Source organism: Blastococcus xanthinilyticus (assembly GCF_008124835.1).
Lineage (GTDB): Bacteria > Actinomycetota > Actinomycetes > Mycobacteriales > Geodermatophilaceae > Blastococcus > Blastococcus xanthinilyticus.
Genome location: NZ_VNHW01000006.1, coordinates 89,172 through 108,441 on the forward strand (window position 1 = coordinate 89,172; position 19,270 = coordinate 108,441).

At 75.8% G+C, this 19,270-nt stretch carries 22 protein-coding genes, 1 tRNA gene and 1 riboswitch; of the genes, 9 read left to right on the forward strand and 14 right to left on the reverse strand.

What is annotated here, in order from left to right:
* Positions 1-13: 13 nt before the first annotated feature.
* From BD833_RS10905 to hrcA, 3 genes are read right to left on the reverse strand one after another with little or no spacing between them, the layout of a single operon-like run.
* Positions 14-766, reverse strand: a complete 753-nt coding sequence (locus BD833_RS10905) for a 16S rRNA (uracil(1498)-N(3))-methyltransferase (protein WP_166533168.1) — start codon at positions 764-766, stop codon at positions 14-16.
* A complete protein-coding gene (gene dnaJ / locus BD833_RS10910) occupies positions 766-1,896 on the reverse strand; it encodes a molecular chaperone DnaJ (protein ID WP_166533169.1) in 1,131 nt (376 codons plus the stop codon). The genes BD833_RS10905 and dnaJ overlap by 1 nt, the downstream gene beginning before the upstream one ends.
* 14 nt (positions 1,897-1,910) lie before the next feature.
* A complete protein-coding gene (gene hrcA / locus BD833_RS10915) occupies positions 1,911-2,933 on the reverse strand; it encodes a heat-inducible transcriptional repressor HrcA (protein WP_166533170.1) in 1,023 nt (340 codons plus the stop codon).
* A 301-nt stretch (positions 2,934-3,234) separates the two neighbouring features.
* Here hrcA and BD833_RS10920 point away from each other — a divergent pair, with 301 nt between their 5' ends.
* A complete protein-coding gene (locus tag BD833_RS10920; RefSeq protein ID WP_481748697.1) occupies positions 3,235-3,609 on the forward strand; it encodes a type II toxin-antitoxin system VapB family antitoxin in 375 nt (124 codons plus the stop codon).
* On the opposite strand, the gene BD833_RS10925 is transcribed toward BD833_RS10920, so the two are convergent.
* From BD833_RS10925 to hemW, 6 genes are all read right to left on the reverse strand, one after another.
* Complete coding sequence (locus tag BD833_RS10925; protein ID WP_166533172.1) at positions 3,606-4,211, reverse strand: response regulator transcription factor; 606 nt, start codon at positions 4,209-4,211, stop codon at positions 3,606-3,608. The two genes, BD833_RS10920 and BD833_RS10925, sit on opposite strands and share 4 nt — an antisense overlap.
* Positions 4,208-5,335 carry a sensor histidine kinase gene (locus tag BD833_RS10930; protein ID WP_166533173.1) on the reverse strand — a complete coding sequence of 376 codons (1,128 nt, stop codon included), beginning with the start codon at positions 5,333-5,335 and terminating at the stop codon, positions 4,208-4,210. Before BD833_RS10930 ends, BD833_RS10925 begins: the two co-directional genes overlap by 4 nt.
* A gap of 20 nt (positions 5,336-5,355) precedes the next feature.
* On the reverse strand, positions 5,356-6,102 hold the full coding sequence (locus BD833_RS10935; protein ID WP_166533174.1) for an ABC transporter permease: 747 nt from the start codon (positions 6,100-6,102) through the stop codon (positions 5,356-5,358).
* Complete coding sequence (locus BD833_RS10940; protein WP_166533175.1) at positions 6,099-7,022, reverse strand: ABC transporter ATP-binding protein; 924 nt, start codon at positions 7,020-7,022, stop codon at positions 6,099-6,101. Before BD833_RS10940 ends, BD833_RS10935 begins: the two co-directional genes overlap by 4 nt.
* Before the next feature lie 95 nt (positions 7,023-7,117).
* Positions 7,118-7,432, reverse strand: coding sequence for a TraR/DksA family transcriptional regulator (locus tag BD833_RS10945; RefSeq protein ID WP_166533176.1), 315 nt, complete (start codon positions 7,430-7,432; stop codon positions 7,118-7,120).
* A gap of 289 nt (positions 7,433-7,721) precedes the next feature.
* On the reverse strand, positions 7,722-8,960 hold the full coding sequence (gene hemW, locus BD833_RS10950) for a radical SAM family heme chaperone HemW (RefSeq protein ID WP_166533177.1): 1,239 nt from the start codon (positions 8,958-8,960) through the stop codon (positions 7,722-7,724).
* Between the two features lie 81 nt (positions 8,961-9,041).
* Between hemW and BD833_RS10955 the strand changes: the two genes are divergently transcribed.
* Positions 9,042-9,521 (forward strand): hypothetical protein, encoded by a 480-nt coding sequence (locus BD833_RS10955; protein ID WP_166533178.1) that lies wholly within the window; start codon positions 9,042-9,044, stop codon positions 9,519-9,521.
* A gap of 84 nt (positions 9,522-9,605) precedes the next feature.
* Entirely contained in the window at positions 9,606-10,376 is a 771-nt protein-coding gene (locus BD833_RS10960) for an enoyl-CoA hydratase-related protein (RefSeq protein ID WP_208092583.1), read from the forward strand.
* A 199-nt stretch (positions 10,377-10,575) separates the two neighbouring features.
* Here the strand turns inward: BD833_RS10960 and selB are convergent, their stop codons facing one another.
* The 3 genes from selB to BD833_RS10975 form a co-directional block, all read right to left on the reverse strand.
* On the reverse strand, positions 10,576-12,342 hold the full coding sequence (selB, locus tag BD833_RS10965) for a selenocysteine-specific translation elongation factor (RefSeq protein WP_243737592.1): 1,767 nt from the start codon (positions 12,340-12,342) through the stop codon (positions 10,576-10,578).
* The gene (gene selA, locus BD833_RS10970; protein WP_166533180.1) at positions 12,333-13,658 is read right to left on the reverse strand and encodes an L-seryl-tRNA(Sec) selenium transferase; all 1,326 of its coding nucleotides are present in this window, start codon (positions 13,656-13,658) and stop codon (positions 12,333-12,335) included. The genes selB and selA overlap by 10 nt, the downstream gene beginning before the upstream one ends.
* Positions 13,659-13,686: 28 nt before the next feature.
* Positions 13,687-13,782: transfer RNA gene (locus BD833_RS10975), tRNA-OTHER, on the reverse strand.
* Positions 13,783-13,846: 64 nt separating this feature from the next.
* Here BD833_RS10975 and BD833_RS10980 point away from each other — a divergent pair.
* The 3 genes from BD833_RS10980 to BD833_RS10990 all read left to right on the forward strand — a co-directional run bounded on the left by BD833_RS10980 (position 13,847) and on the right by BD833_RS10990 (position 15,920).
* A complete protein-coding gene (locus BD833_RS10980) occupies positions 13,847-14,134 on the forward strand; it encodes a hypothetical protein (RefSeq protein WP_166533181.1) in 288 nt (95 codons plus the stop codon).
* Positions 14,135-14,143: 9 nt separating this feature from the next.
* Positions 14,144-15,151: a selenide, water dikinase SelD gene (selD, locus tag BD833_RS10985; protein WP_208092584.1), complete on the forward strand. Its 1,008-nt coding sequence runs from the start codon at positions 14,144-14,146 to the stop codon at positions 15,149-15,151.
* Positions 15,152-15,329: 178 nt separating this feature from the next.
* Positions 15,330-15,920 carry a hypothetical protein gene (locus tag BD833_RS10990; protein ID WP_166533182.1) on the forward strand — a complete coding sequence of 197 codons (591 nt, stop codon included), beginning with the start codon at positions 15,330-15,332 and terminating at the stop codon, positions 15,918-15,920.
* 48 nt (positions 15,921-15,968) lie between these two features.
* On the opposite strand, the gene BD833_RS10995 is transcribed toward BD833_RS10990, so the two are convergent.
* The gene (locus BD833_RS10995) at positions 15,969-16,886 is read right to left on the reverse strand and encodes a DMT family transporter (protein ID WP_166533183.1); all 918 of its coding nucleotides are present in this window, start codon (positions 16,884-16,886) and stop codon (positions 15,969-15,971) included.
* Between the two features lie 65 nt (positions 16,887-16,951).
* Here BD833_RS10995 and BD833_RS11000 point away from each other — a divergent pair, with 65 nt between their 5' ends.
* The gene (locus BD833_RS11000; RefSeq protein WP_166533184.1) at positions 16,952-17,518 is read left to right on the forward strand and encodes a TetR/AcrR family transcriptional regulator; all 567 of its coding nucleotides are present in this window, start codon (positions 16,952-16,954) and stop codon (positions 17,516-17,518) included.
* Between the two features lie 10 nt (positions 17,519-17,528).
* On the forward strand, positions 17,529-18,494 hold the full coding sequence (locus tag BD833_RS11005; protein ID WP_166533185.1) for a zinc-binding dehydrogenase: 966 nt from the start codon (positions 17,529-17,531) through the stop codon (positions 18,492-18,494).
* 63 nt (positions 18,495-18,557) lie between these two features.
* Here BD833_RS11005 and BD833_RS11010 read toward each other — a convergent pair whose 3' ends face one another.
* Positions 18,558-18,872, reverse strand: a complete 315-nt coding sequence (locus tag BD833_RS11010) for a DMT family transporter (RefSeq protein WP_208092585.1) — start codon at positions 18,870-18,872, stop codon at positions 18,558-18,560.
* Positions 18,873-18,883: 11 nt separating this feature from the next.
* A riboswitch (guanidine-III (ykkC-III) riboswitch) is annotated at positions 18,884-18,949 on the reverse strand.
* 71 nt (positions 18,950-19,020) lie between these two features.
* Here BD833_RS11010 and BD833_RS11015 point away from each other — a divergent pair.
* Positions 19,021-19,269 (forward strand): helix-turn-helix domain-containing protein, encoded by a 249-nt coding sequence (locus BD833_RS11015; RefSeq protein ID WP_166533187.1) that lies wholly within the window; start codon positions 19,021-19,023, stop codon positions 19,267-19,269.
* The last annotated feature ends 1 nt before the right edge of the window (position 19,270 follow it).

Genomic DNA, 19,270 nt, shown 5'->3' on the forward strand with positions numbered 1-19,270 from the left:
GGCCTGGTGCGGGTCAGGCCCAGCGGCTCCGGACCGACAGTGCCGCCAGAGCCGCCGCGCCCGCGGTCGAGGTGCGCAGCACCTCGGGGCCGAGCCGCACCGCCTCGGCGCCGGCCGCCCGGAAGGCGACCACCTCTCCGTCGGTGAGGCCGCCCTCCGGGCCGACGACGACCACCACCGTGCCCGCGGGGGGCACGGGAAGGCCGGCGAGCGGGCGGCGCGCCTGCTCGTGCAGCACCACCGCGAGGTCGGCGTCGGCGAGCAGGCCGCAGACCTCCCGGGTGGTCATCGGCTCGGTCACCTCGGGCAGCCGGGGACGGCGGGACTGCTTGGCCGCCGCCCGCGCCGCCGCGCGCCACTTGGCGACCCCCTTGTCCACCCGGTCGTCCCGCCACCGGGTCACGCAGCGGGAGGCCTGCCAGGGCACGATCCGGTCGACGCCGAGCTCGGTGGCGAGGTCGACCGCCAGCGGCCCGCGGTCGCCCTTCGGCAGCGCCTGGACGAGCACGAACTCGGGGTCCGGCTCGGGCACCTCGAACCGTTCCTGCACCGCGACTCGCAGCCCCTCCGGCCCGGCGGCGACGACGTCCCCCTCGACGACGACCCCCCGGCCGTCGCCGACGTGCACCCGCTCGCCCGGCTGCAGCCGGAGCACCTCGACCGCGTGCCGGCCCTCGGGGCCGGGCACCAGCAGCTCCGCGGTGTCGGCCAGCTCGTCCAGCAGGAACAGCGGTGCGCCGTCGAGCGCCGGGGTCTGCTCGGTCATCAGCGGCCGTTGAATGCGTCGCGGACGCGGGAGAACAGGCCCCCCTGGGCCTCGCGGTGGGAGTCGGCCCGGTCCTCCCCGCGCAGCGCCGCCAGCTCGCGGAGCAGCTTCTCCTGCTCGCCGTCCAGCCTCGTGGGGGTCTGCACCTCCACGTGCACCAGCAGGTTGCCCCGGCCGGTCGCGCGCAGCCGCGGGGCGCCGTGGGCGCGGAGGGTGAGCACGCTGCCGGACTGGGTGCCCGGCCGGATGTCCAGCTCCTCCTCGCCGTCGAGGGTCTTCAGGTTCAGCGTCGTGCCCAGCGCCGCGGAGGTCATCGGCAGGGTGACCCGGCAGTGCAGGTCCTCGCCGTCGCGGGTGAAGACCTCGTGCGGGCGCTCGTGCACCTCGACGTAGAGGTCACCGGCCGGGCCGCCCCCGGGGCCGACCTCGCCCTGCCCGGTGAGCCGGATCCGCATGCCGTCCTCGACGCCGGCCGGCACCTTCACCGAGATGGTGCGGCGGGCGCGGACCCGGCCGTCGCCGGCGCACTTGGGGCACGGCTCGGGGATGACCTGGCCGGTGCCCGAGCACGTGGGGCACGGGCGGCTGGCGACGACCTGGCCGAGGAAGCCGCGCTGCACGCTCTGCACCTCGCCGCGGCCGGAGCAGGTCGCACAGGTGGCGGCGTGGGTCCCCGGCGCGGTGCCCGCGCCGGCGCAGGTGTCGCAGAGGACGGCGGTGTCGACGGTGATCTCCTTGGTGACGCCGAAGACCGTCTCGTCCAGCTCCAGCTCGACCGGGATCAGCGCGTCGCGGCCGGACCGGGTGCGGCTGCGCGGGCCACGGGTGGCCGCGCCGCCGAAGAAGGCGTCCATGATGTCGCCCAGCCCGCCGAAGCCGGCGCCGCCGAAGCCTGCACCAGCACCACCGGCGGCGTCGAACGGGTCGCCGCCGAGGTCGACGATCCGGCGCTTCTCCGGGTCGGTCAGCGCCTCGTACGCGCGGCTGACCTCCTGGAAGCGGTCCTTGGCGGCCGGGTCGGGGTTGACGTCGGGGTGCAGGTCACGGGCCAGCCGGCGGTAGGCCTTCTTGATGTCGCTGTCCGTGGCCCCCTGGGCCAGGCCCAGCACGCCGTAGTAGTCGGTTGCCATCGAAGTTCTCGTCCTCAGCTCTCGGCCAGCAGGTGGCCGACGTAGCGGGCCACGGCACGGACCGCGGCCATGTTCCCTGGGTAGTCCATCCGGGTCGGGCCGACGACGCCGAGGCCACCGAGCGACCGGTCGGCCGAGCCGTACCCGACGGTGACCAGCGACGCGCCCGACAGGGCCTCGTGGGCGTTCTCCTCGCCGATCCGCACCAGCACGGTGCTCGCGTCGACCTCGCCCATGAGGCGGAGGACGACGACCTGCTCCTCCAGCGCCTCGAGCAGCGGCTGCATCGTGCCGGGGAAGTCCATCGCGCTGCCGCGGGCGAGGTTCGCCGTCCCGCCGACGACCAGCCGGTCCTCGCTGGGCTCGACGAGGGTCTCCACCAGCGTCGCGCTGACCGCGGCGACCAGGCCGCGCAGGTGCACCGGCGCGGTCTCCAGCAGACCGGGCACCTTGTCCCCCGCCTCGCCGAGCTTCACCCCGGCGAACGCGGAGTTCAGCAGCGTCCGCAGCTCCGGGACCGCACCGGCGTCGACGTCGGCCGGGCAGTCGACGACCCGCTGCTCCACCCGCCCGGTGTCGGTGATGAGCACCAGCAGCAGCCGGCCGGCCGCGACCTGCACGACCTCGAGGTGCCGCACGGCGCTGCGGGAGAGCGTCGGGTACTGCACGACGGCGACCTGCCGGGTCAGCTGAGCCAGCAGCCGGACGGTGCGGCCCAGCACGTCGTGCAGGTCGACCGCGCCGTCGAGGAAGCGCTCGATCGCCCGGCGCTCGGCGGCCGACAGCGGCTTGACCGCCGAGAGCCGATCGACGAACAGCCGGTACCCCTTGTCGGTGGGCACCCGGCCGGCGCTGGTGTGCGGCTGGGTGATGTAGCCCTGCTCCTCCAGCACCGCCATGTCGTTGCGGATGGTGGCCGGGGAGACGCCCAGGTCGTGCCGTTCGGCGAGGGCCTTGCTGCCGACCGGGTCGTTGGTCGAGACGAAGTCCTGGACGATGGCCCGGAGCACCTCCAGGCGGCGTTCGTCGTGCGCCACGGTGACACCTCCCCGTACCGGTCGACGCGCCGTGCGGTGCCGGCCGGGAGGTCGACCTCCCGCGGCCGGCCGGCCGGTCCGGGGGCTGCCCGGGCCGGCTCGCGCACGACCACTGGCACTCGCACGAACAGAGTGCCAGGCCAGCATACGCGACCGACGGCGCCGTCCCCCTGGCTCGCGGACGCGGCGGCGAGCCTCCCGGCGGGGCCGCCGGGAGCGGCCGACGGCGGCTCTCCCGGGCGGTTAGGGTTGTCCCCGTCGGCGCCCCGGGACGGGGCTGAGAGCGGAGGTCGGTCCCCTGATCTTCAAAGGCGTGCGCAACGGGCGCCCCTATCCCGACCACGGGTTGTCCACCCGCGACTGGGCGATGATCCCGCCCCGCCAGGTCCGCCTGGACACCTTGACCACGACGAAGCGGGAGCTCGCGCTCGACGCGCTCCTGGCCGACGACTCGACCTTCTACGGCGACCTCTTCCCGCACGCGGTGCAGTGGCACGGCGAGATGTACCTCGAGGACGGCCTGCACCGCGCGCTGCGGGCGGCCCTGCAGCAGCGCACCGTCATCCACGTGCGGGTGCTCGACCTCGACGCCCTTCCCCCGGTGCAGCCACCGGAGGAGCCGGCGACGGCGTCGATCCCGGCCCAGCCGCCGGTGCCCGGCACGCGCACCGGCTAGAGCCAGCCCTTCTCCTCGGCGACCCGCGCGGCCTCGACGCGGGTGCGCGCCCCGGTCTTGCCGATGGCCGAGGAGAGGTAGTTGCGCACCGTCCCCTCCGACAGGAACAGCCGCCCGGCGATGTCGGCGACGGTCGCCCCGTCGGCGGCGGCCCGGAGCACGTCGGCCTCCCGGGTGGACAGCGGCGTAGCGCCGATGGCCAGGGCGGCGGCGGCCAGGTCGCGGTCGATGACCCGCTCGCCGGCCATGACCGCGCGGATCCCCGCCGCCAGCTCGGCGACCGGCGCGTCCTTGACCAGGAAGCCCGCGGCGCCGACCTCCATGGCGCGGCGCAGGAAGCCGGGCCGGCCGAAGGTGGTGAGGATGACCGCCCGGCAGGTGGGCAGCACCGTGGCGAGCTCGCGCGCCGCGGTCAGCCCGTCGGCGCCGGGCATCTCGATGTCGAGCAGGGCGATGTCCGGCCGGTGCTCGGCGGCGGCCGCGGCCACGGCGTCGCCCCGGCCGACCTCGGCCACCACCTCGATGTCCTCCTCCAGCTCCAGCAGCGCGCGCAGCGCCCCGCGCACCATCGACTGGTCCTCGGCCAGCAGCACCCGGATCACGGCGCCGCCACGTCCGCGGCCGGCACGCACCCGGCGGCCACCGCGCCGGTCAGGGGGACGGCGACGGCCAGCCGGAACCCGCCACCCGGGTTCGGGCCGTGCGCCAGCCGGCCGCCCACCGCGGCGACCCGCTCGGCGAGCCCGCTGAGGCCGGCCCCCGCGGCGGCGTCGCCACCCCGCCCGTCGTCGGAGACGGTGAGCTCGACGGCGTCCTCCGCCGCGGCGAACGCCACGGTGACCGACCGGGCGCCGCTGTGCCGGAGGACGTTCGTGGTGGCCTCCCGCAGCACCCAGCCGAGCACCGCGTCGACCGGCCCGGGCAGCGGCGGAGCCGGCGGTGGCGCCTTCAGCGCTATGCCGGCCGCGCGCAGCGCCGAGCGCGCCTCCACGAGCGACTGGGCCAGGCTGACCTGGCGGTAGCCGCTGACCGCGTCGCGCACCTCCGCCAGCGCCCGGCGCGCGGCGGACTCCACGTCGGCCATCTCCTGCCGCGCCCGCGCCGGGTCCCGCTCGGCCAGCCGCCCGGCCAGCTCGCTCTTCAGCGCGATCAGCGACAGGCTGTGGCCGAGCAGGTCGTGCAGGTCGCGGGCGAACCGCATCCGCTCCTCGGCCACGGCGTTGCGGGCCAGCTCCTCGCGGGCCACCACCAGCTCGGCGTTCACCGAGACCAGCTGCCGCATCCCGCGCAACGCGAACGCGGTGAGCACGCACATCACCGGGAGGATGAAGACGTCGCCGAGCACGCCGTGGGTGGCCAGCACCGCGGCGCACACACCGGCCGCGCCCAGGACCGCCGGCCACACCCACCGCTGGGGCAGGCCCACGGAGGCCGCCGCCGAGATGTAGATCATCAGCCCGGCCCACGCGGGACCCAGCCACACGGCCAGCCCCACGCCGAGCACGGCGACGACTGCCAGCGGCGCGCGCGGCCAGTCGCGGCGCTCGCCGAAGGCGTCCCCGAAGATGCCGAGGTAGACGACGGTGAAGGCGATCAGCCCCCCGGCCGCCGCCACCTGGACCAGCAGCGGCCGGGACGTGCTCACCAGGTCGGCGATCGGGAAGACCTGGAACAGCAGCCAGGGCACGGCCCAGCCCAGCCGCTGCCACCGGTTCCGGGGATCCACGAGCGGCACCGTAACCGCGCTCAGCCCGCGACCGCGTACAGCGGCCTGCGGCGCGCCACCAGGACGGCGAGGGCGCCGAAGGCGGCGGTGTACGCGGCGATCGCCAGCACGCCGGCCGGTCCCGGGAACCCGTCGAACACCACGCCGCGCCCGAGCTCGGCGTACCAGTACGAGGGCAGCGCGTACGCCAGGCCGCGCATCGCCCCGGGCAGCATCTCCACCGGCCACCACAGCCCGCCCAGCGCCGCGAGCACGACCCCGAGGATGCCGATGGCCCCGCCGGCCGCCTTCTCGTCGAGCGAGAGCCCCACCAGGATCCCGAGCGCGACGAAGGCCGCCGAGCCGGCCCACAGCACCGCGATCAGGGTGACCCAGGTGGCCACCCCGAGCTCGACGCCGTTGATCAGCCGGCCGACCAGCGCGACCACCAGGATGCTGGGCAGCGTCAGCAGCACCCCGACGGCGACGTCGACGGCGAAGACCTGGGTCTGCGGCACGGGGGTGACCCGCAGCTGCCGGAGCCATCCCGACGCGCGGTCGAAGGAGATCCGGATGGTGGCGCCCAGGGCGGCGCCGATGGCCCCGTAGGCCATCATCGAGACCATGATCGACGCCGAGACCTCCTGACGCTCGGCGGCGACGGACATCTGCCCGCCGATGATCTTCGTGAGGAAGATCGTGAACAGCGCGGGCAGCAGCACGGTGAAGAAGACGAACTGCTTGTTCCGCGCCACGCGGCGCAGCTGGAAGGCGAACAGCGGGTTCATCGGGGCGCTCCGATCGAGGTCTGCCGACGGGCGGCGATGAGAGAGATGACGGCGTCCTCGAGGGTCGCGCCGCGCACCTCGAGGTCGGGCAGGCCGCCGTCGGCCAGCAGCGCCCGGAGGGTCGTGTCGGCGTCGGCGGTGGCCAGGGTGACGGTGCTGCCCTGGCGGGTGACGGCGGTGACGGCCGGCACGTCGTCCAGCCGGCGCTCCGGACCGGCGGTGAAGGAGATGGTCCGCCCGCCCACGCCGGCCTTGACCTCGGCGGTGGTGCCGTCGGCGACCACCCGCCCCCCGGCCACCACGACCACCCGGTCGGCGACGGCGTCGGCCTCGTCGAGGTGGTGGGTGGCGAAGACGACGGTGTGCCCGCGCGCGGCGAGGCCGCGCATCGTCGTCCAGAAGGCGCGGCGGCCTTCGACGTCCATGGCGGAGGTCGGCTCGTCGAGCAGCAGCAGCGGTGGCGCACCCACCAGGGCCAGCGCCAGCAGCACCCGCTGCCGCTGACCGCCGGACAGCGCGTCCACGGGGCGGCCGAGCAGGCCGTCGATGCCCGCGGTGGCGACGAGGTCCTCCAGGGGCCAGGCGGTCGTCTGCCCGGCCCGGTCGAAGCTGCGCCGGACCAGGTCGATCACCTCGCCGACCCGGGCCTCGGTCGGCAGGCCGCCGTGCTGCAGCATCGCGCCGACGCTGCCGGCGCGCACCGCGTCCTGCGGCTTCCGGCCGAGCACCTCGACCTCGCCGGCGGTGGGGTTGAGCAGCCCGAGGACGGCGTTGACCGTGGTTGACTTGCCCGCTCCGTTGGGCCCGAGGAGGGCCACGGTCTGGCCCCGCGGGATGGTCAGGGACAGGTCGTCGACGGCGACCGCGTCGCCGTAGCGGACGGTGAGCCCGCGGATGTCGAGGGCGGGGGCGGGAGGCATGGCCCGAGCCTGCCGCCCCCGTGCCCCGGGCCGGTAGTGGCGGACGTCGCCGGTCCCGTCTGACATCCGTCAGACGGGACCGGTGGAGGAAGCGGTCAGGCGGCCGCGGTGCAGGCCACGCAGGTGCGCGCGAACGGGCGCAGCTCGAGCCGCTCCTCGGGGATGAGGGCGTCGCAGCCGGTGCAGCGGCCGTAGGTGCCCTCGTCGAGGCGGCTCAGCGCGGCGTCGATCTCCTCGACGGTGCGCTGCAGGTCGGCGCTGCGGCGCTGGGCCACCGGGTCGGGCACCGAGGTGGCGCACTCGGCGATGGCCTCCTCGCGCTGGTGGACGCAGTCGGCCCGCTGGGTCTGCAGCAGGGTGCGGAAGCGGTCCGCCGTGCTGGCGGACATGGAGTCGAGGCTGGCGGACATGCGGATCTCCTTCTGGCGACGCGGACGTGCGCGGTCACCGGTCGGTGGCGCGGGAGGTCGGGAGGACCCGGCTGGCTGGATCGCCGGAGTCAGAGGGCCGGCGCGGCGGCTGGCGGTACGGGGGTCCGGGGACCCGGCGGAGATTCCTCGCCGGGGCGCACTCCTGGTGCGGGCACCGCGGACCACCCCCTCGTACGAAGCCGGCGCCGTTGCCGGAACGGGGACCATAGCCCAGATCCGGCGCCGCGATCTCGCCCGTCCGGGTGAGATCGGAGTGTCGGGTCCGCTCTCAGTCGGTCAGGTCGCGGACCACCGCGTCGGCCAGCAGCCGGCCCCGGTCGGTCAGCACGGCCCGGCCGTCGGCGTGCGCGGCCGGGTCGAGCAGGCCGCCGCGCACGGCGTCCGCGGCCCGGGCCCGGCCGGTGCCGGTCAGGGCCGTGAGCGGCAGCCCGTCGCGCAGCCGGAGGCCGAGCATGACCGCCTCCAGGGCGCGGTCGGCCTCGTCGAGCAGCTCGGCGTCCTGGGCCGGGCTCTGGTCCCGGGCCAGCCGGTCGGCGTAGGCGGCCGGGTGCTTGACGTTCCACCAGCGGAGCCCGCCGACGTGGCTGTGCGCGCCCGGCCCGACGCCCCACCAGTTGGCGTTGGCCCAGTACAGCTCGTTGTGCCGGCAGCGGGCGGCGTCGGAGGTGGCCCAGTTGGACACCTCGTACCACTCGAAGCCCGCACTGCCCAGGGTCGCGTCGGCCTGCTCGTAGCGGTCCGCCAGCACGTCGTCGTCGGGCATCGGCAGCTCGCCGCGGCGGACGCGGCGGGCCAGCTTGGTGCCCTCCTCGACGATCAGCGCGTAGGCGCTGACGTGGTCGACGGGCGAGGCGAGCACGGCGTCGAGCGAGGCGGCCCAGTCGGCGTCGGTCTCCCCCGGCGTGCCGTAGATCAGGTCCAGGTTGACGTGGTCGAACCCGGCCGCGCGCGCCTCGTGCGCGGCCTCGACGGCGCGGCCGGGCGTGTGCCGCCGGTCCAGCGCGGCCAGCACGTGCGGCGCGGCGGACTGCATGCCGAGGCTGACCCGGGTGAAGCCGGCCTCGCGCAGCGTGGCCAGCGAGGCCGGCGAGACGGTCTCCGGGTTGGCCTCGGTGGTCACCTCGACGTCGTCGGCCACCGGGAACAGCTCCCGGGCCGCCGACAGGACCGCGGCGAGGTCGTCGGCGGGCAGCAGCGTCGGCGTGCCGCCGCCGACGAAGACGGTGGAGACCGTCGGCAGCTCCGGGCCGAGGGTGCGGACGGCCCGCTGCAGCTCCGCGATCGCCGTGCCCGCGTACTCGCTGCGGTTGGCGCCGGGGCCCAGCTCGTCGGAGGTGTAGGTGTTGAAGTCGCAGTAGCCGCAGCGGGTCGCGCAGAACGGGACGTGCACGTAGAGCCCGAACGGCGTGGTGGCCAGCCCTTCGCGGGCGCTGTCGGGCAGCGGGTCGGGGCCGGGCGCGCCGGGCGGCAGGCCGGCGTCGGTCAGCAGGGGCAGGACGGTGTTCATCTGCTCCCAGTGTGCCGCGTGGCCGCTCCCGCCAGGCGGGAAGGCATTGTCATGCACGCCACTCGGCCGATTCGATGACGCATGGCCATCGACCCCTCCGTGATCGCCGCAGCGGTCGGTGCAGGCATCGGCGCGGCCATACCGGCGGTGTACGGCCCCTGGAAGACCCGCCACGACGCCCGGGTGCAGCGCAACGAGGACCTGCGCCGGCGGCGCATGGAGGTGTACATGGCCTTCTGCGGAGCCGCGCTGGACTACCGCCGGGCGGTGCTGAACCAGTGGTACGTGCGCGCACGGCTGGGCGGGAAAGACGCGGCCGCCCAGGCCGAACCGGCCGTCGGCGAGGACGTGCGCGCCACGCGGGCCGCCGCGTGGAGCCGCTACTACGAGGTCTTCATGCTGAGCAGCGGCCCGGTCAGCGCCGCAGCCGACGCAGCCCTCCAGAGCGCGGCCGCGATCAGTGGTGCCACGCCGGCGCGCCGCAAGGAGCTCAGCGACCAGGTCCATCGGGAGATCAAGAGCTTCGCGGAGCTCGCGGCGACGTCAGTCCGCACGCGCTAGCCGCGCCTCCGGTGCGGTCGCCGGGCTAGCTGGCACGCCAGGCCCGAGCGACGCCGGCCGCCCGCGACCGGCAGGATGCCGGGCGTGACCTCCGACCGAGTGCTGCAGGTGTCCGTCTCCCGCGGCGTCGCCACGCTGACCCTCGACTCCCCCGCCAACCGCAACGCACTGTCCCGGGCGATGCGCGCGGAGCTGCGCGCGGCCCTGACCGACGCGCTGGCCGACGACGCGGTGCGCGTGGTGGTGCTCGACCACACCGGCCGGGTGTTCTGCTCCGGGATGGACCTGTCCGAGGCCACCGGCGGGTCGTCGGAGGACCAGGGCGTGCGGGAGTTCCCCGAGCTGCTCTCCCTCGTCTGGTCCGCCCCCAAGCCCGTCGTCGCCGTCGTCCGCGGTCCGGCGCGCGCCGGTGGCGTCGGGCTGCTGGCCGCCTGCGACGTCGTCGTGGCCGCCTCGTCGGCCACGTTCGCGTTCTCCGAGGTGCGGCTCGGGCTCGTCCCGGCGGTCATCTCCGCCGTCGTCCTGCCGCGCATGACCACGCACGTGGCGCACCGGCTGATGCTCACCGGCGAGGTCTTCGACGCCGCCACCGCGGCCGCCGGCGGACTCGTGGACCTCGTCGCCCCGGACGACGGCGTCGACGAGGTGCTCACCACCCAGCTCACCGCGCTGGCCGCGGGCGCCCCCGCCGCGCTGGCCGAGACCAAGCGGCTGCTGCGGGCCCGCCAGCCCGAGCTCGCGTTCGACGACCTGCTCGACCTCTCCGCGCGGTTCTTCGCCGGCGACGAGGGCCAGGAGGGCATCGCCGCCTTCCGCGAGAAGCGCCCCGCCCGCTGGGTCCCCCCGGCCGGCTGAGGGCCCAGCCGCTGACCTGTTCCGCGGGAATTCGGACTCTGCCCACCGCCGTGGGCAGAGTCCGACTTCCCGGGAATCTCTTCCTGGTCCCGGCGCAGTCGGTCTCTGCTTCCTCCCGGGAGCAGAGACCGAAACGACGCGAGCCCGCACTCGATCTCTGCTCCGCATGGGAAGCAGAGACCGACCTGCGGCCGGACACCTATCCGAGGCGGCGGGTGTTGTCCGGCAACCGCGTGGTGACGCCGCGGGCGTCCAGCCACTCCATCAGCGGGACGGCGACCCGGCGGCTGGTCCCCCACGCCTGGCGCGCCTGGCTCAGGGTGAACGGCTGCGGGAGATCCACCAGCCGGGCACGGGCGACGGCGTCGATGCCTGGGGCGAGGTAGACCCCCTCCCCCACGCGGACCAGCTGCCCGCTGCGGGCGGCGGCGGCGAGCTCCCGGGCGCCCAGCCCGGCGGCCACCAGCTCCGGCGCCTCAGGGGCGGCGAAGGGGTCGGCCGCCAGGCGCGCGCGGATCGCGTCCACCGCCCGCTGCACCGCCGGCGGCAGGTCGGCCGCGCCGTCGACGACCCGCCCCTCGCGCAGCGCCAGCGGCGCCCGCACGAGCGCGGGCACCAGGTCGGCGTCGGGCAGGTCGAGGGCGCGGCGCACCACCTCGGCCGGCGGTCCCGGCTCCAGCGGGCGGAGACGCCGGTAGCGGCCGACCACGTCGGGCACCCGCCCGGCCAGCTCGTCGGCCAGCCCGGCGGTGAGCAGCCACGGCCCGTGCACGGTGGCTTCGGCGGGCACCGGCCATCCCATGGCCGCGAAGTCCGCGGCCCGCACGATGCGCCGGCGGGCCAGGTCGGCGGCCGCGCCGTCGGCTCCACCCGGCTGGGCGGCGAGGTCGGCGGCCCGCTGCCGGGCGGCGCCGCGGCGGTGCAGCTCGGGCGGGTCGACGTCGCGCACGTCGGCGCCGAGCACCCGCCGGGCGCCGGGGTCGCGCAGCAGCAGCCGGTCCCCGACACGCAGCGGCAGCGGGCGGTCCAGCCGCAGCCGCACCGCCGCGCCGTCGAGCGGGCGCAGCCGGGCACCGACCGTCGCCGAGCCCACGTGCACCACCGGCTCGGCGGGCAGCCGGTCCACGGGGTCCCCGGTCAGGGTCACGTCGACGACCTCGGTGCGGCGGAACGCCGACGGCGTGAGCAGGGCGTCGCCGCGGGAGATCTCCTCCACCGCGATGCCGCGGAGGTTCAGCGCGACCCGGGCGGTCGCCGCCGCCCGGTCGACCGCCGCGCCGAGCGACTGCACGCCCCGCACGGTCACCTCCCGGTCGCCGAGCAGGAACCGGTCGCCGGCCGCGACGGTGCCGGCGGCGAGCGTGCCGGTGACCACGGTGCCCGCGCCGCGGATGGTGAACGCCCGATCGATCCACAGCCGGACCGCGGCCGCCGGGTCCGGCGCGGGCAGGCCGCCCAGCAGCGCCTCCAGCGCCGTGGTCAGCTCCGGCAGCCCGGCGCCGGTCACCGCGCTCACCGCGACGCCGGGCACCTGGCCCATGGAGGTGGCGGCGAGCCGCTCCCGCACGTCGGCCAGCACGGGCACCGGGTCGGCGAGGTCGGCCTTGGTCACCGCGAGCAGCGCGTGCCGCACGCCGAGGGCGTCGAGGACGGCGACGTGCTCGGCGGTCTGCGCCGACCAGCCGTCGTCGGCCGCGACCACCACCAGCGCGGCCGGGACCGATCCGACCCCGGCCAGCATGTTGCCCACGAACCGCTCGTGGCCGGGGACGTCGACCACGGCCAGCCGGCGGCCCGAGGGCAGCGTCGTCCAGGCGAAGCCCAGGTCGATGGTGAGCCCGCGGCGGCGCTCCTCCGCCCAGCGGTCGGGCTCCATGCCGGTGAGCGCGCGCACCAGGGCCGACTTGCCGTGGTCGACGTGGCCGGCGGTGGCGATGACGTCCATCCCGGCAGTGCTCACGTCCACCGGCGGGCCACCTCCAGGACCGCCGTCACCAGGGCGTCGTCGGCGGCCGGCGGGACGCTGCGCAGGTTCAGCAGCGTCCGGCCGTCCTCGACGTACCCGACGACGGGGTGCCGGCCGCGCCGCAGCGGCTCGGCGAAGGACGCCGCGAGCGCGACCGCGGCGCCGGGCAGCGGGTGCTCGGGGGCTCCTCCCCCGCCGACCCGGGAGTCGGCGTCCACCGCGACCGCCTCGACCCCGGCGTCGCCCAGCCGGCCGGCCAGCGCACGGGCGCGGGCGCGGAGCCCGTCCACGTCGGCCGCGAGCAGCTCCCGCACCGGCGGGACGGGGCCGCGCAACGTCGCCTCCAGCGCCGCGAGGGTGGTCTTGTCCACCCGCAGCGCCCGGTAGAGGGGATGCCGGCGCAACCGCTGCACCAGCTCCGCCCGGCCGAGCACCAGCCCGGCCTGCGGGCCGCCCAGCAGCTTGTCGCCGCTGGCCAGCACCAGGTCCGCGCCGGCGGCCAGGGTGGTCTGCAGATCCGGCTCGTCGGGCAGCAGCGGGGAGGGGCGCAACAGCCCGGAGCCGACGTCGGCGACCAGCGGGATCCCGTCGAGGGCGCCGGCCAGCTCGGCCACCTCGACCACCCGGGTGAAGCCGCGCACGACGAAGTTCGACGGGTGCACCTTGAGCACCGCGCCGGTGTCCGGGCCGAGGGCGTCGCGGTAGTCGGCCAGCGTGACCCGGTTGGTGGTGCCGACCTCGCGCAGCCGGGCGCCGGTGGTCTGCAGCAGCTCGGGGATGCGGAAGCCGTCGCCGATCTCCACCAGCTCGCCGCGGGCCAGCACCAGCTCCCGCCCCTGGCCCAGCGCCGTCGCGACCAGCGCCAGCGCCGCGGCGCAGTTGTTCACCACGAGCGCGGCCTCCGCGGCCGGGACCGCCTCCAGCAGCGCCGCGATCGCCGCCTCGCCCCGTGGTCCGCGCCGGCCGGTGCCCAGGTCCAGCTCCACGTCGGTGGTCCCGCTGGCCGCGACCACCGCCGCCACCGCCGCGGGCGAGAGCGGCGCGCGGCCGAGGTTGGTGTGCACCAGCACGCCGGTGGCGTTCAGCACCGGGCGCAGGCTCGCCGCCGTCGCCGGTAGCTCGTCGACCACGGCGTCGACGGCCGAGGCCGGCGGCACCTCGCCGTCCCGCACCCGCTGCTGCACCCGGCCGATGGCGGCCTTCACCAGGTCGCGGCCCAGCCGGTCACCGGCCGCGGCCAGCCGCGGGTCGGCGAGCAGGGTGTCGGTGCGCGGCACCTGCCGGCGGGGGTCGGTGCCGTGCGGGTCGTCGGTCATCGCCCCGCAGCGTATGTGCGGGGGAAGCTGGCGGAGGCGGACGGGAATCGAACCCGCCTGACCGAGGTACTCGGCCACGTCGGCTTTAGAGGCCGCGGGGGCCACCAGACACCCTGACGCCTCCACCCGGCAGCCTACGTGCCGGGCCGGCGGCCGAACTGTCAGAGCCTCCTGCCAGCATCCGCGGCGTGAAGCGCACCGAGTCCCGTGCCGCCGGAACGCTGCCGCCCGTCGTCCTCACCCCGGAGGAGGCGGCGGCGGTGGCGTCCGCCCTCGCCGCCCGCCCCGACGGTCCCTACGCCGACGCCGGGGGCACCGCGCTGCGCAAGGTGGTGGCGGCGCTGGAGCCCGACCGGTCCCGGCGCGCGCAGCTCCTGGCGGCGGTGGCGCGGCATCCGGCCGGTCGGGCGCGGCGCCCGACCGGCGGCGAGGTGCCCCGGCCCCGGCTGGTCGTGCTCCCCGGTGGCAGCGCCTAGATTCGGGGCGTGACGACCGCTCCCGCGAGGATCCGGCTGACCCAGTACGCCCACGGCGGGGGCTGCGCCTGCAAGATCCCGCCCGGCGAGCTGGAGGCCGTCGTCGCCGGGCTGACCGCCCGGGGCCCGGTCGACCCGGCGGCCGAGCTGGTGGTCGGCCTGGACGACGGGGACGACGCCGCCGTCGTGCGGATTGCCGGCGGCCAGGGACTGGTGCTCACCACCGACTTCTTCACCCCGGTGGTCGACGACGCGTACACGTTCGGCCGGATCGCCGCGGCGAACGCGCTCTCCGACGTCTACGCCATGGGTGGCACCCCGGTCGTGGCGGTGAACCTGCTCGGCTGGCCGCGCGACGTGCTGCCCGCCGAGCTTGCCGCCGAGGTGCTGCGCGGCGGGCTCGAGATGGCCCACGAGGCCGGGTGCCACGTGGGCGGCGGCCACTCGATCGACGACCCCGAGCCCAAGTACGGGATGGCGGTGACCGGGGTGGTCGACGTCGACCGGATCATCACCAACTCCGGCGCGGTCGCCGGCACCCCGCTGACCCTCACCAAGCCGCTCGGCGTGGGCGTGCTCAACAGCCGGATGAAGGCCACCGGCGAGGTGTCGGAGGAGGCGGTCGCCGCGATGACGACGCTGAACCGGGATGCCGGGCAGGCCGCGGTCGCGGCCGGCATCCGCGCCGGCACGGACGTCACCGGCTTCGGCCTGCTCGGGCACCTCTACAAGATGGCGCGGGCCAGCGGGGTGACCGCCGTCGTGGACGCCGCCGCCGTCCCCTACCTGGCGGGCGCCCGGGCGGCGCTGGCCGACGGCTTCGTCTCCGGCGGCACCCGGCGCAACCTCGACTGGGTGCGCCCGCACACCGACCTCACGGCCGTGACCGAGGACGAGGCGCTCCTGCTGGCCGACGCGCAGACCTCCGGCGGGTTGCTCCTCGGCGGGGAGATCCCCGGCTCGCCGGTCATCGGGGAGTTCGTGCCACGGCAGGAGCACGTGGTCGTCGTCCGCTGACCGCCCGGCCCCTCGGACCCGGCAGCCGACCCGCGGAGCGGCCAGCCCGGCGTGTCCTCGGCGACACGCTCGAGCCCCCCACCTGCCGGGTGCGAGGCCGCCCCTCGGTCCACCGTCCGGTGGGAACCTCTCGCCCCGGGCGGCGACCGCGCCGCTCCGCGAGCGGCGAGGAGCGGACATGCGAGGCAGGCGGACCGGAGCAGCGCTGGCGGTCGCCGCGGCGACCGTGATGGTGACGGGTGCGGGAACCGCCGCCGCGGGTCCGCCCGGCGACCACCGGCCCACCCGCGTCGTCGAGGATGCGGCCATCGGCTCGTTCTCCACCCCGAGCGGCGACGTCACGGTCTTCCTCAGCCTCTTCGACCCGCCGGGCGACGAGGAGATCGGTGGCGTGGAGATCTTCGGGACGACGCCCTCCGGCGATTCCTACGAGTGCTTCGAGGGCCCGCAGATCAGCGCCGACCTCGACGGCCTCAGGGGCGCCTGGAGCGAGGGCAGCACGACCCTGGCCTGCGGCGGACCGGATCTGCCCCAAGGAGTCGTCGCCGAGGTGGGAGTCGACGTGAGGTGGGAGCCGTACGGCCGAGTCGAGACCTCGATCGTGACCCTGCCCGACCCGCCGTGCGTCTCGCGGACCCGCCTGCGCGCGGCCGAGATCTCCGGGCTGGTCACCGTCAGCATCCCGGCGCTCGGTGTCACCGCGTCCGTCACCGAGGGCTTCGGTGACGTCCGGATGATCACCAGCATCTGCCGACCGCTGCCCCGCTGACCTGGACGCCGGCGCGGCCGTGCCCAGCGGGCATCCGGGCCGCGCCGGTCATCGGCACGGTCGTGCAACGGCAGGAGCACGTCGACGTCCGTCGACCGCCCCGGCCGCACCGCGCAGCGCCAGCACGACCCCCACGGCGCAGACGAGAACCCCGGGCAGCGCCGTCGGCCCGGGGGCCTGGCCGAACATGGCCCAGGCCCACGCCGCGGTGGCAGGGGGCGTCAGGTAGAGCAGGGTGCTCGCCGTGGTCGCTCCCGACCGGCGCACCACGAGGAGGTAGCTCCCGTAGCCGCCCACGGTGGCCAGGACGACCAGCCAGGCCATCGCGGCCCAGAACCCGGGGTCCGCCGGCGGCACGAACTCGTCCCGGGCGGCGGCGACCGCACCGAAGACCAGCGCCGCCACGGCCGACTGGAGGGCGAGGGAGACGACCAGCGACTCCGCCGGGCCCCACCGCCGCTCCAGCAGCGTGCCCCCCGCGAGGCCGACGACGGCCGCGACCGGCAGCAGGAAGGCGACGGGCGCCGCTCCGCCGCCGGTGATATCACCCGCGACCACGAGCGCGACTCCCCCGGCCCCGATGAGGAGTCCGACCCGCTGGCGCCGGGTGACGGCCTCGCCCAGGAAGGGGCCCGCGAGAGCGGCGACGAGCAGTGGCTGGAGCGCCGCGATGAGCGCCGAGGTGCCGGCGGAGACCCCTGCCCCGGCGGCGGCGAAGACCCCGCCCAGGTACACCACCTGGACCAGCAACCCCAGTACCGCCTGGCGCAGCAGGGAGCCGGGCCGCACGCGTTCGCTCCGGAGCAGCGCCCAGCCGCCGATCAGCCCGGCGGCCAGCAGGGTGCGCCACGCCAGCACGGTGGTGACCGGCGCGTCCTGGGTCGCGAACTCCGCCCCCACGAAGCCCGACGACCAGCAGACGACGAGCACGGCGGCGGCAGCGGCGGCAGGGCGGCGAGGGCTCACCGAGCCGACGTAACCATACCGGTCGGTATACTCGCAGTGGAGCCGACCGGAAACGTGGAGGACGCATGACCGACGTCGCCGATCCCCCGCTCACGCCCGCCGCGGAGCGGCTGCTCGCCGCGGCCTCGACGCTCTTCTACGCCCACGGCATCCGGGCGGTCGGCGTCGACGCCATCGCCGAGGCGGCGGGCACCACCAAGAAGACGCTCTACGACCGCTTCGGCTCCAAGGACGCCCTGGTCGCCCTGTACCTCGAGCGCCGGGCACGGCACTGGCAGCGCTTCCTCGAGGAGGAGATCGCGACCCACGCTCCGGGCGGGGAGCGGGTGCTCGCCGTCTTCGACGCCGCCCGGCGCTGGCAGGACGGCCAGGCCCGCGGCTGCGCCTTCGTGAACGCCTACGCCGAGGTGGGCGGCACCGACCACCCGGCGCTCCCGGTGATCCGTGCGGAGAAGGAGTGGATGCGCACCCGGCTCACCCAGCTGGTCGCCGACGCCGGCATCCCGCACCCGGAATCGGTCGGGGCGACGGTGCACCTGCTCTACGAGGGCGCGCTGGTCGCCACCACGGCGGGCGACGACCCCGAGGCCCTGACCACGGCACGGAAGGCAGCGGCCGGCCTGGTCGGTTAGGTTCGCGGGCATGCTGGCTGCCTTCGTCTCCACCCCCGCCCCGAAGGACCCGCTCTCCGTGCTGGAGGTGGGCGACCGGCCCGAGCCGGAGGCTCCCGAGGGCTGGACGACCATCCAGGTCAAGGCGGTCTCGCTCAACCACCACGACTTGTTCAGCCTCCAGGGCATCGGGCTGCCGGCCGAGCGGATGCCGATGATCCTGGGCACCGACGCCGCCGGCATCGACCAGGACGGCAACGAGGTCGTGGTGCACGGAGTGCTGAGCAGCCCCGACTGGATGGGCGACGAGACGCTCGACCCGAAGCGCTCGCTGCTGTCCGAGGTGCACCAGGGGTCGATGGCGGAGAAGGTCGCCGTCCCGAAGCGGAACCTGCTGCCCAAGCCCGCCGAGCTCTCCTTCGCCGAGGCCGCCTGCCTGCCCACCGCGTGGCTGACCGCCTACCGGATGCTCTTCGTGAAGTCGGGCCTGCGCCCGGGCCAGACCGTCCTCGTCCAGGGGGCCAGCGGCGGGGTCGCGACGGCGCTGATCGTGCTCGGCCGCGCCGCCGGCTACCGGATGTGGGTGACCGGGCGGAGCGAGGAGAAGCGGGCCGCCGCGCTCGCACTCGGCGCCGACCAGGCGTTCGAGACCGGCGCCCGGCTGCCCGAGCGGGTGGACGGCGTCATGGAGACCGTCGGCGAGGCCACCTGGGGCCACAGCATCAAGTCGCTCAAGCCCGGCGGGGTGCTCGTCACCTCCGGGGCCACGACGGGCTTCAACCCGGGCGCGGAGCTGAACCGGGTCTTCTTCACCCAGCTGTCGGTCATCGGCTCGACCATGGGCACCAAGACCGAGCTGGAGGCGCTGATCCGCATGTGCGCGGTCACCGGCATCCGCCCGCAGATCGACGTCGAGCTGCCGCTGGCGCAGGCCTCCGAGGGCTTCGCGCGGATGCTCGAGGGCCGCACCAACGGGAAGATCGTCTTCACGCTGTAGGCGGGCGACCGTGTGCACGGATGCGCAGTTCCGGGTCTCGGAATCGCGTATCCGCGCACACGCTCAATGCACGATCTTGAGCCCGACCACGCAGCCGACGATCCCGGCGAGCAGCAGCAGCCGTACGAGCGAGACCGGTTCCGCGCCGGTCACCATGGCGTAGACGACCGTCAGCACCGCGCCGATGCCCACCCACACCGCATAGGCCGTGCCCAGCGGGAGCTCGCGCATCGCGAAGGCGAGCCCGCCCATGCTCGCGGCCAGCGCGACGGCGAAGAGCACCGTCGGCCAGAGCCGGGTGAAGGCCTCCGAGCGGTCCAGCGCCGCGGCCCAGACCGCCTCCAGCACCCCGGACAGGACCAGCACCAACCACGACATCGCGGGCTCCTCTGGCGCCGTCTTGTCGCACACCGGGTACGGCACCGCTCGTCCGGGAGCCGTGGTCGCGGCTCGAGCCGAGCTTAGCCGTCTCTCCGTTGTCAAAGCAGGTTGACAACGTCCCAGGACGCAACCTAGGTTGACAGCCATGGCCGATACGACAGAGGTGGCCACCGCCGCCGGCAGCAAGGACCCCGCCGTGGGCCTGAAGGCCGTCCGGTCGTTGCGGGTGCTGGTCGAACGCCTGGAGGCCCTCCAGGTGCAGAGCGCCCGCGACCAGGGCTGGACCTGGGAGCAGATCGCCCAGCTGCTCGGGGTGAGCCGGCAGGCGGTGCACAAGAAGCACGCGAGCGCTCGGTCCATCAGCGGCAGAGCCTCGCTCCGACGGAAGGACTGAC

Excerpts from the sequence above, each read along its gene's own strand:
- BD833_RS10955 (WP_166533178.1), top strand. The coding sequence starts at position 9,042 with ATGGCCATCGACCCCTCCGTGATCGCCGCAGCGGTCGGTGCAGGCATC.
- BD833_RS11010 (WP_208092585.1), bottom strand. The coding sequence starts at position 18,872 with ATGTCGTGGTTGGTGCTGGTCCTGTCCGGGGTGCTGGAGGCGGTCTGG.
- BD833_RS10905 (WP_166533168.1), bottom strand. The coding sequence starts at position 766 with ATGACCGAGCAGACCCCGGCGCTCGACGGCGCACCGCTGTTCCTGCTG.
- BD833_RS11015 (WP_166533187.1), top strand. The coding sequence starts at position 19,021 with ATGGCCGATACGACAGAGGTGGCCACCGCCGCCGGCAGCAAGGACCCC.
- dnaJ (WP_166533169.1), bottom strand. The coding sequence starts at position 1,896 with ATGGCAACCGACTACTACGGCGTGCTGGGCCTGGCCCAGGGGGCCACG.
- BD833_RS10935 (WP_166533174.1), bottom strand. The coding sequence starts at position 6,102 with ATGAACCCGCTGTTCGCCTTCCAGCTGCGCCGCGTGGCGCGGAACAAG.
- BD833_RS11005 (WP_166533185.1), top strand. The coding sequence starts at position 17,529 with ATGCTGGCTGCCTTCGTCTCCACCCCCGCCCCGAAGGACCCGCTCTCC.
- BD833_RS10945 (WP_166533176.1), bottom strand. The coding sequence starts at position 7,432 with ATGTCCGCCAGCCTCGACTCCATGTCCGCCAGCACGGCGGACCGCTTC.
- BD833_RS10990 (WP_166533182.1), top strand. The coding sequence starts at position 15,330 with ATGCGAGGCAGGCGGACCGGAGCAGCGCTGGCGGTCGCCGCGGCGACC.
- selA (WP_166533180.1), bottom strand. The coding sequence starts at position 13,658 with ATGACCGACGACCCGCACGGCACCGACCCCCGCCGGCAGGTGCCGCGC.
- hemW (WP_166533177.1), bottom strand. The coding sequence starts at position 8,960 with ATGAACACCGTCCTGCCCCTGCTGACCGACGCCGGCCTGCCGCCCGGC.
- BD833_RS10940 (WP_166533175.1), bottom strand. The coding sequence starts at position 7,022 with ATGCCTCCCGCCCCCGCCCTCGACATCCGCGGGCTCACCGTCCGCTAC.
- BD833_RS11000 (WP_166533184.1), top strand. The coding sequence starts at position 16,952 with ATGACCGACGTCGCCGATCCCCCGCTCACGCCCGCCGCGGAGCGGCTG.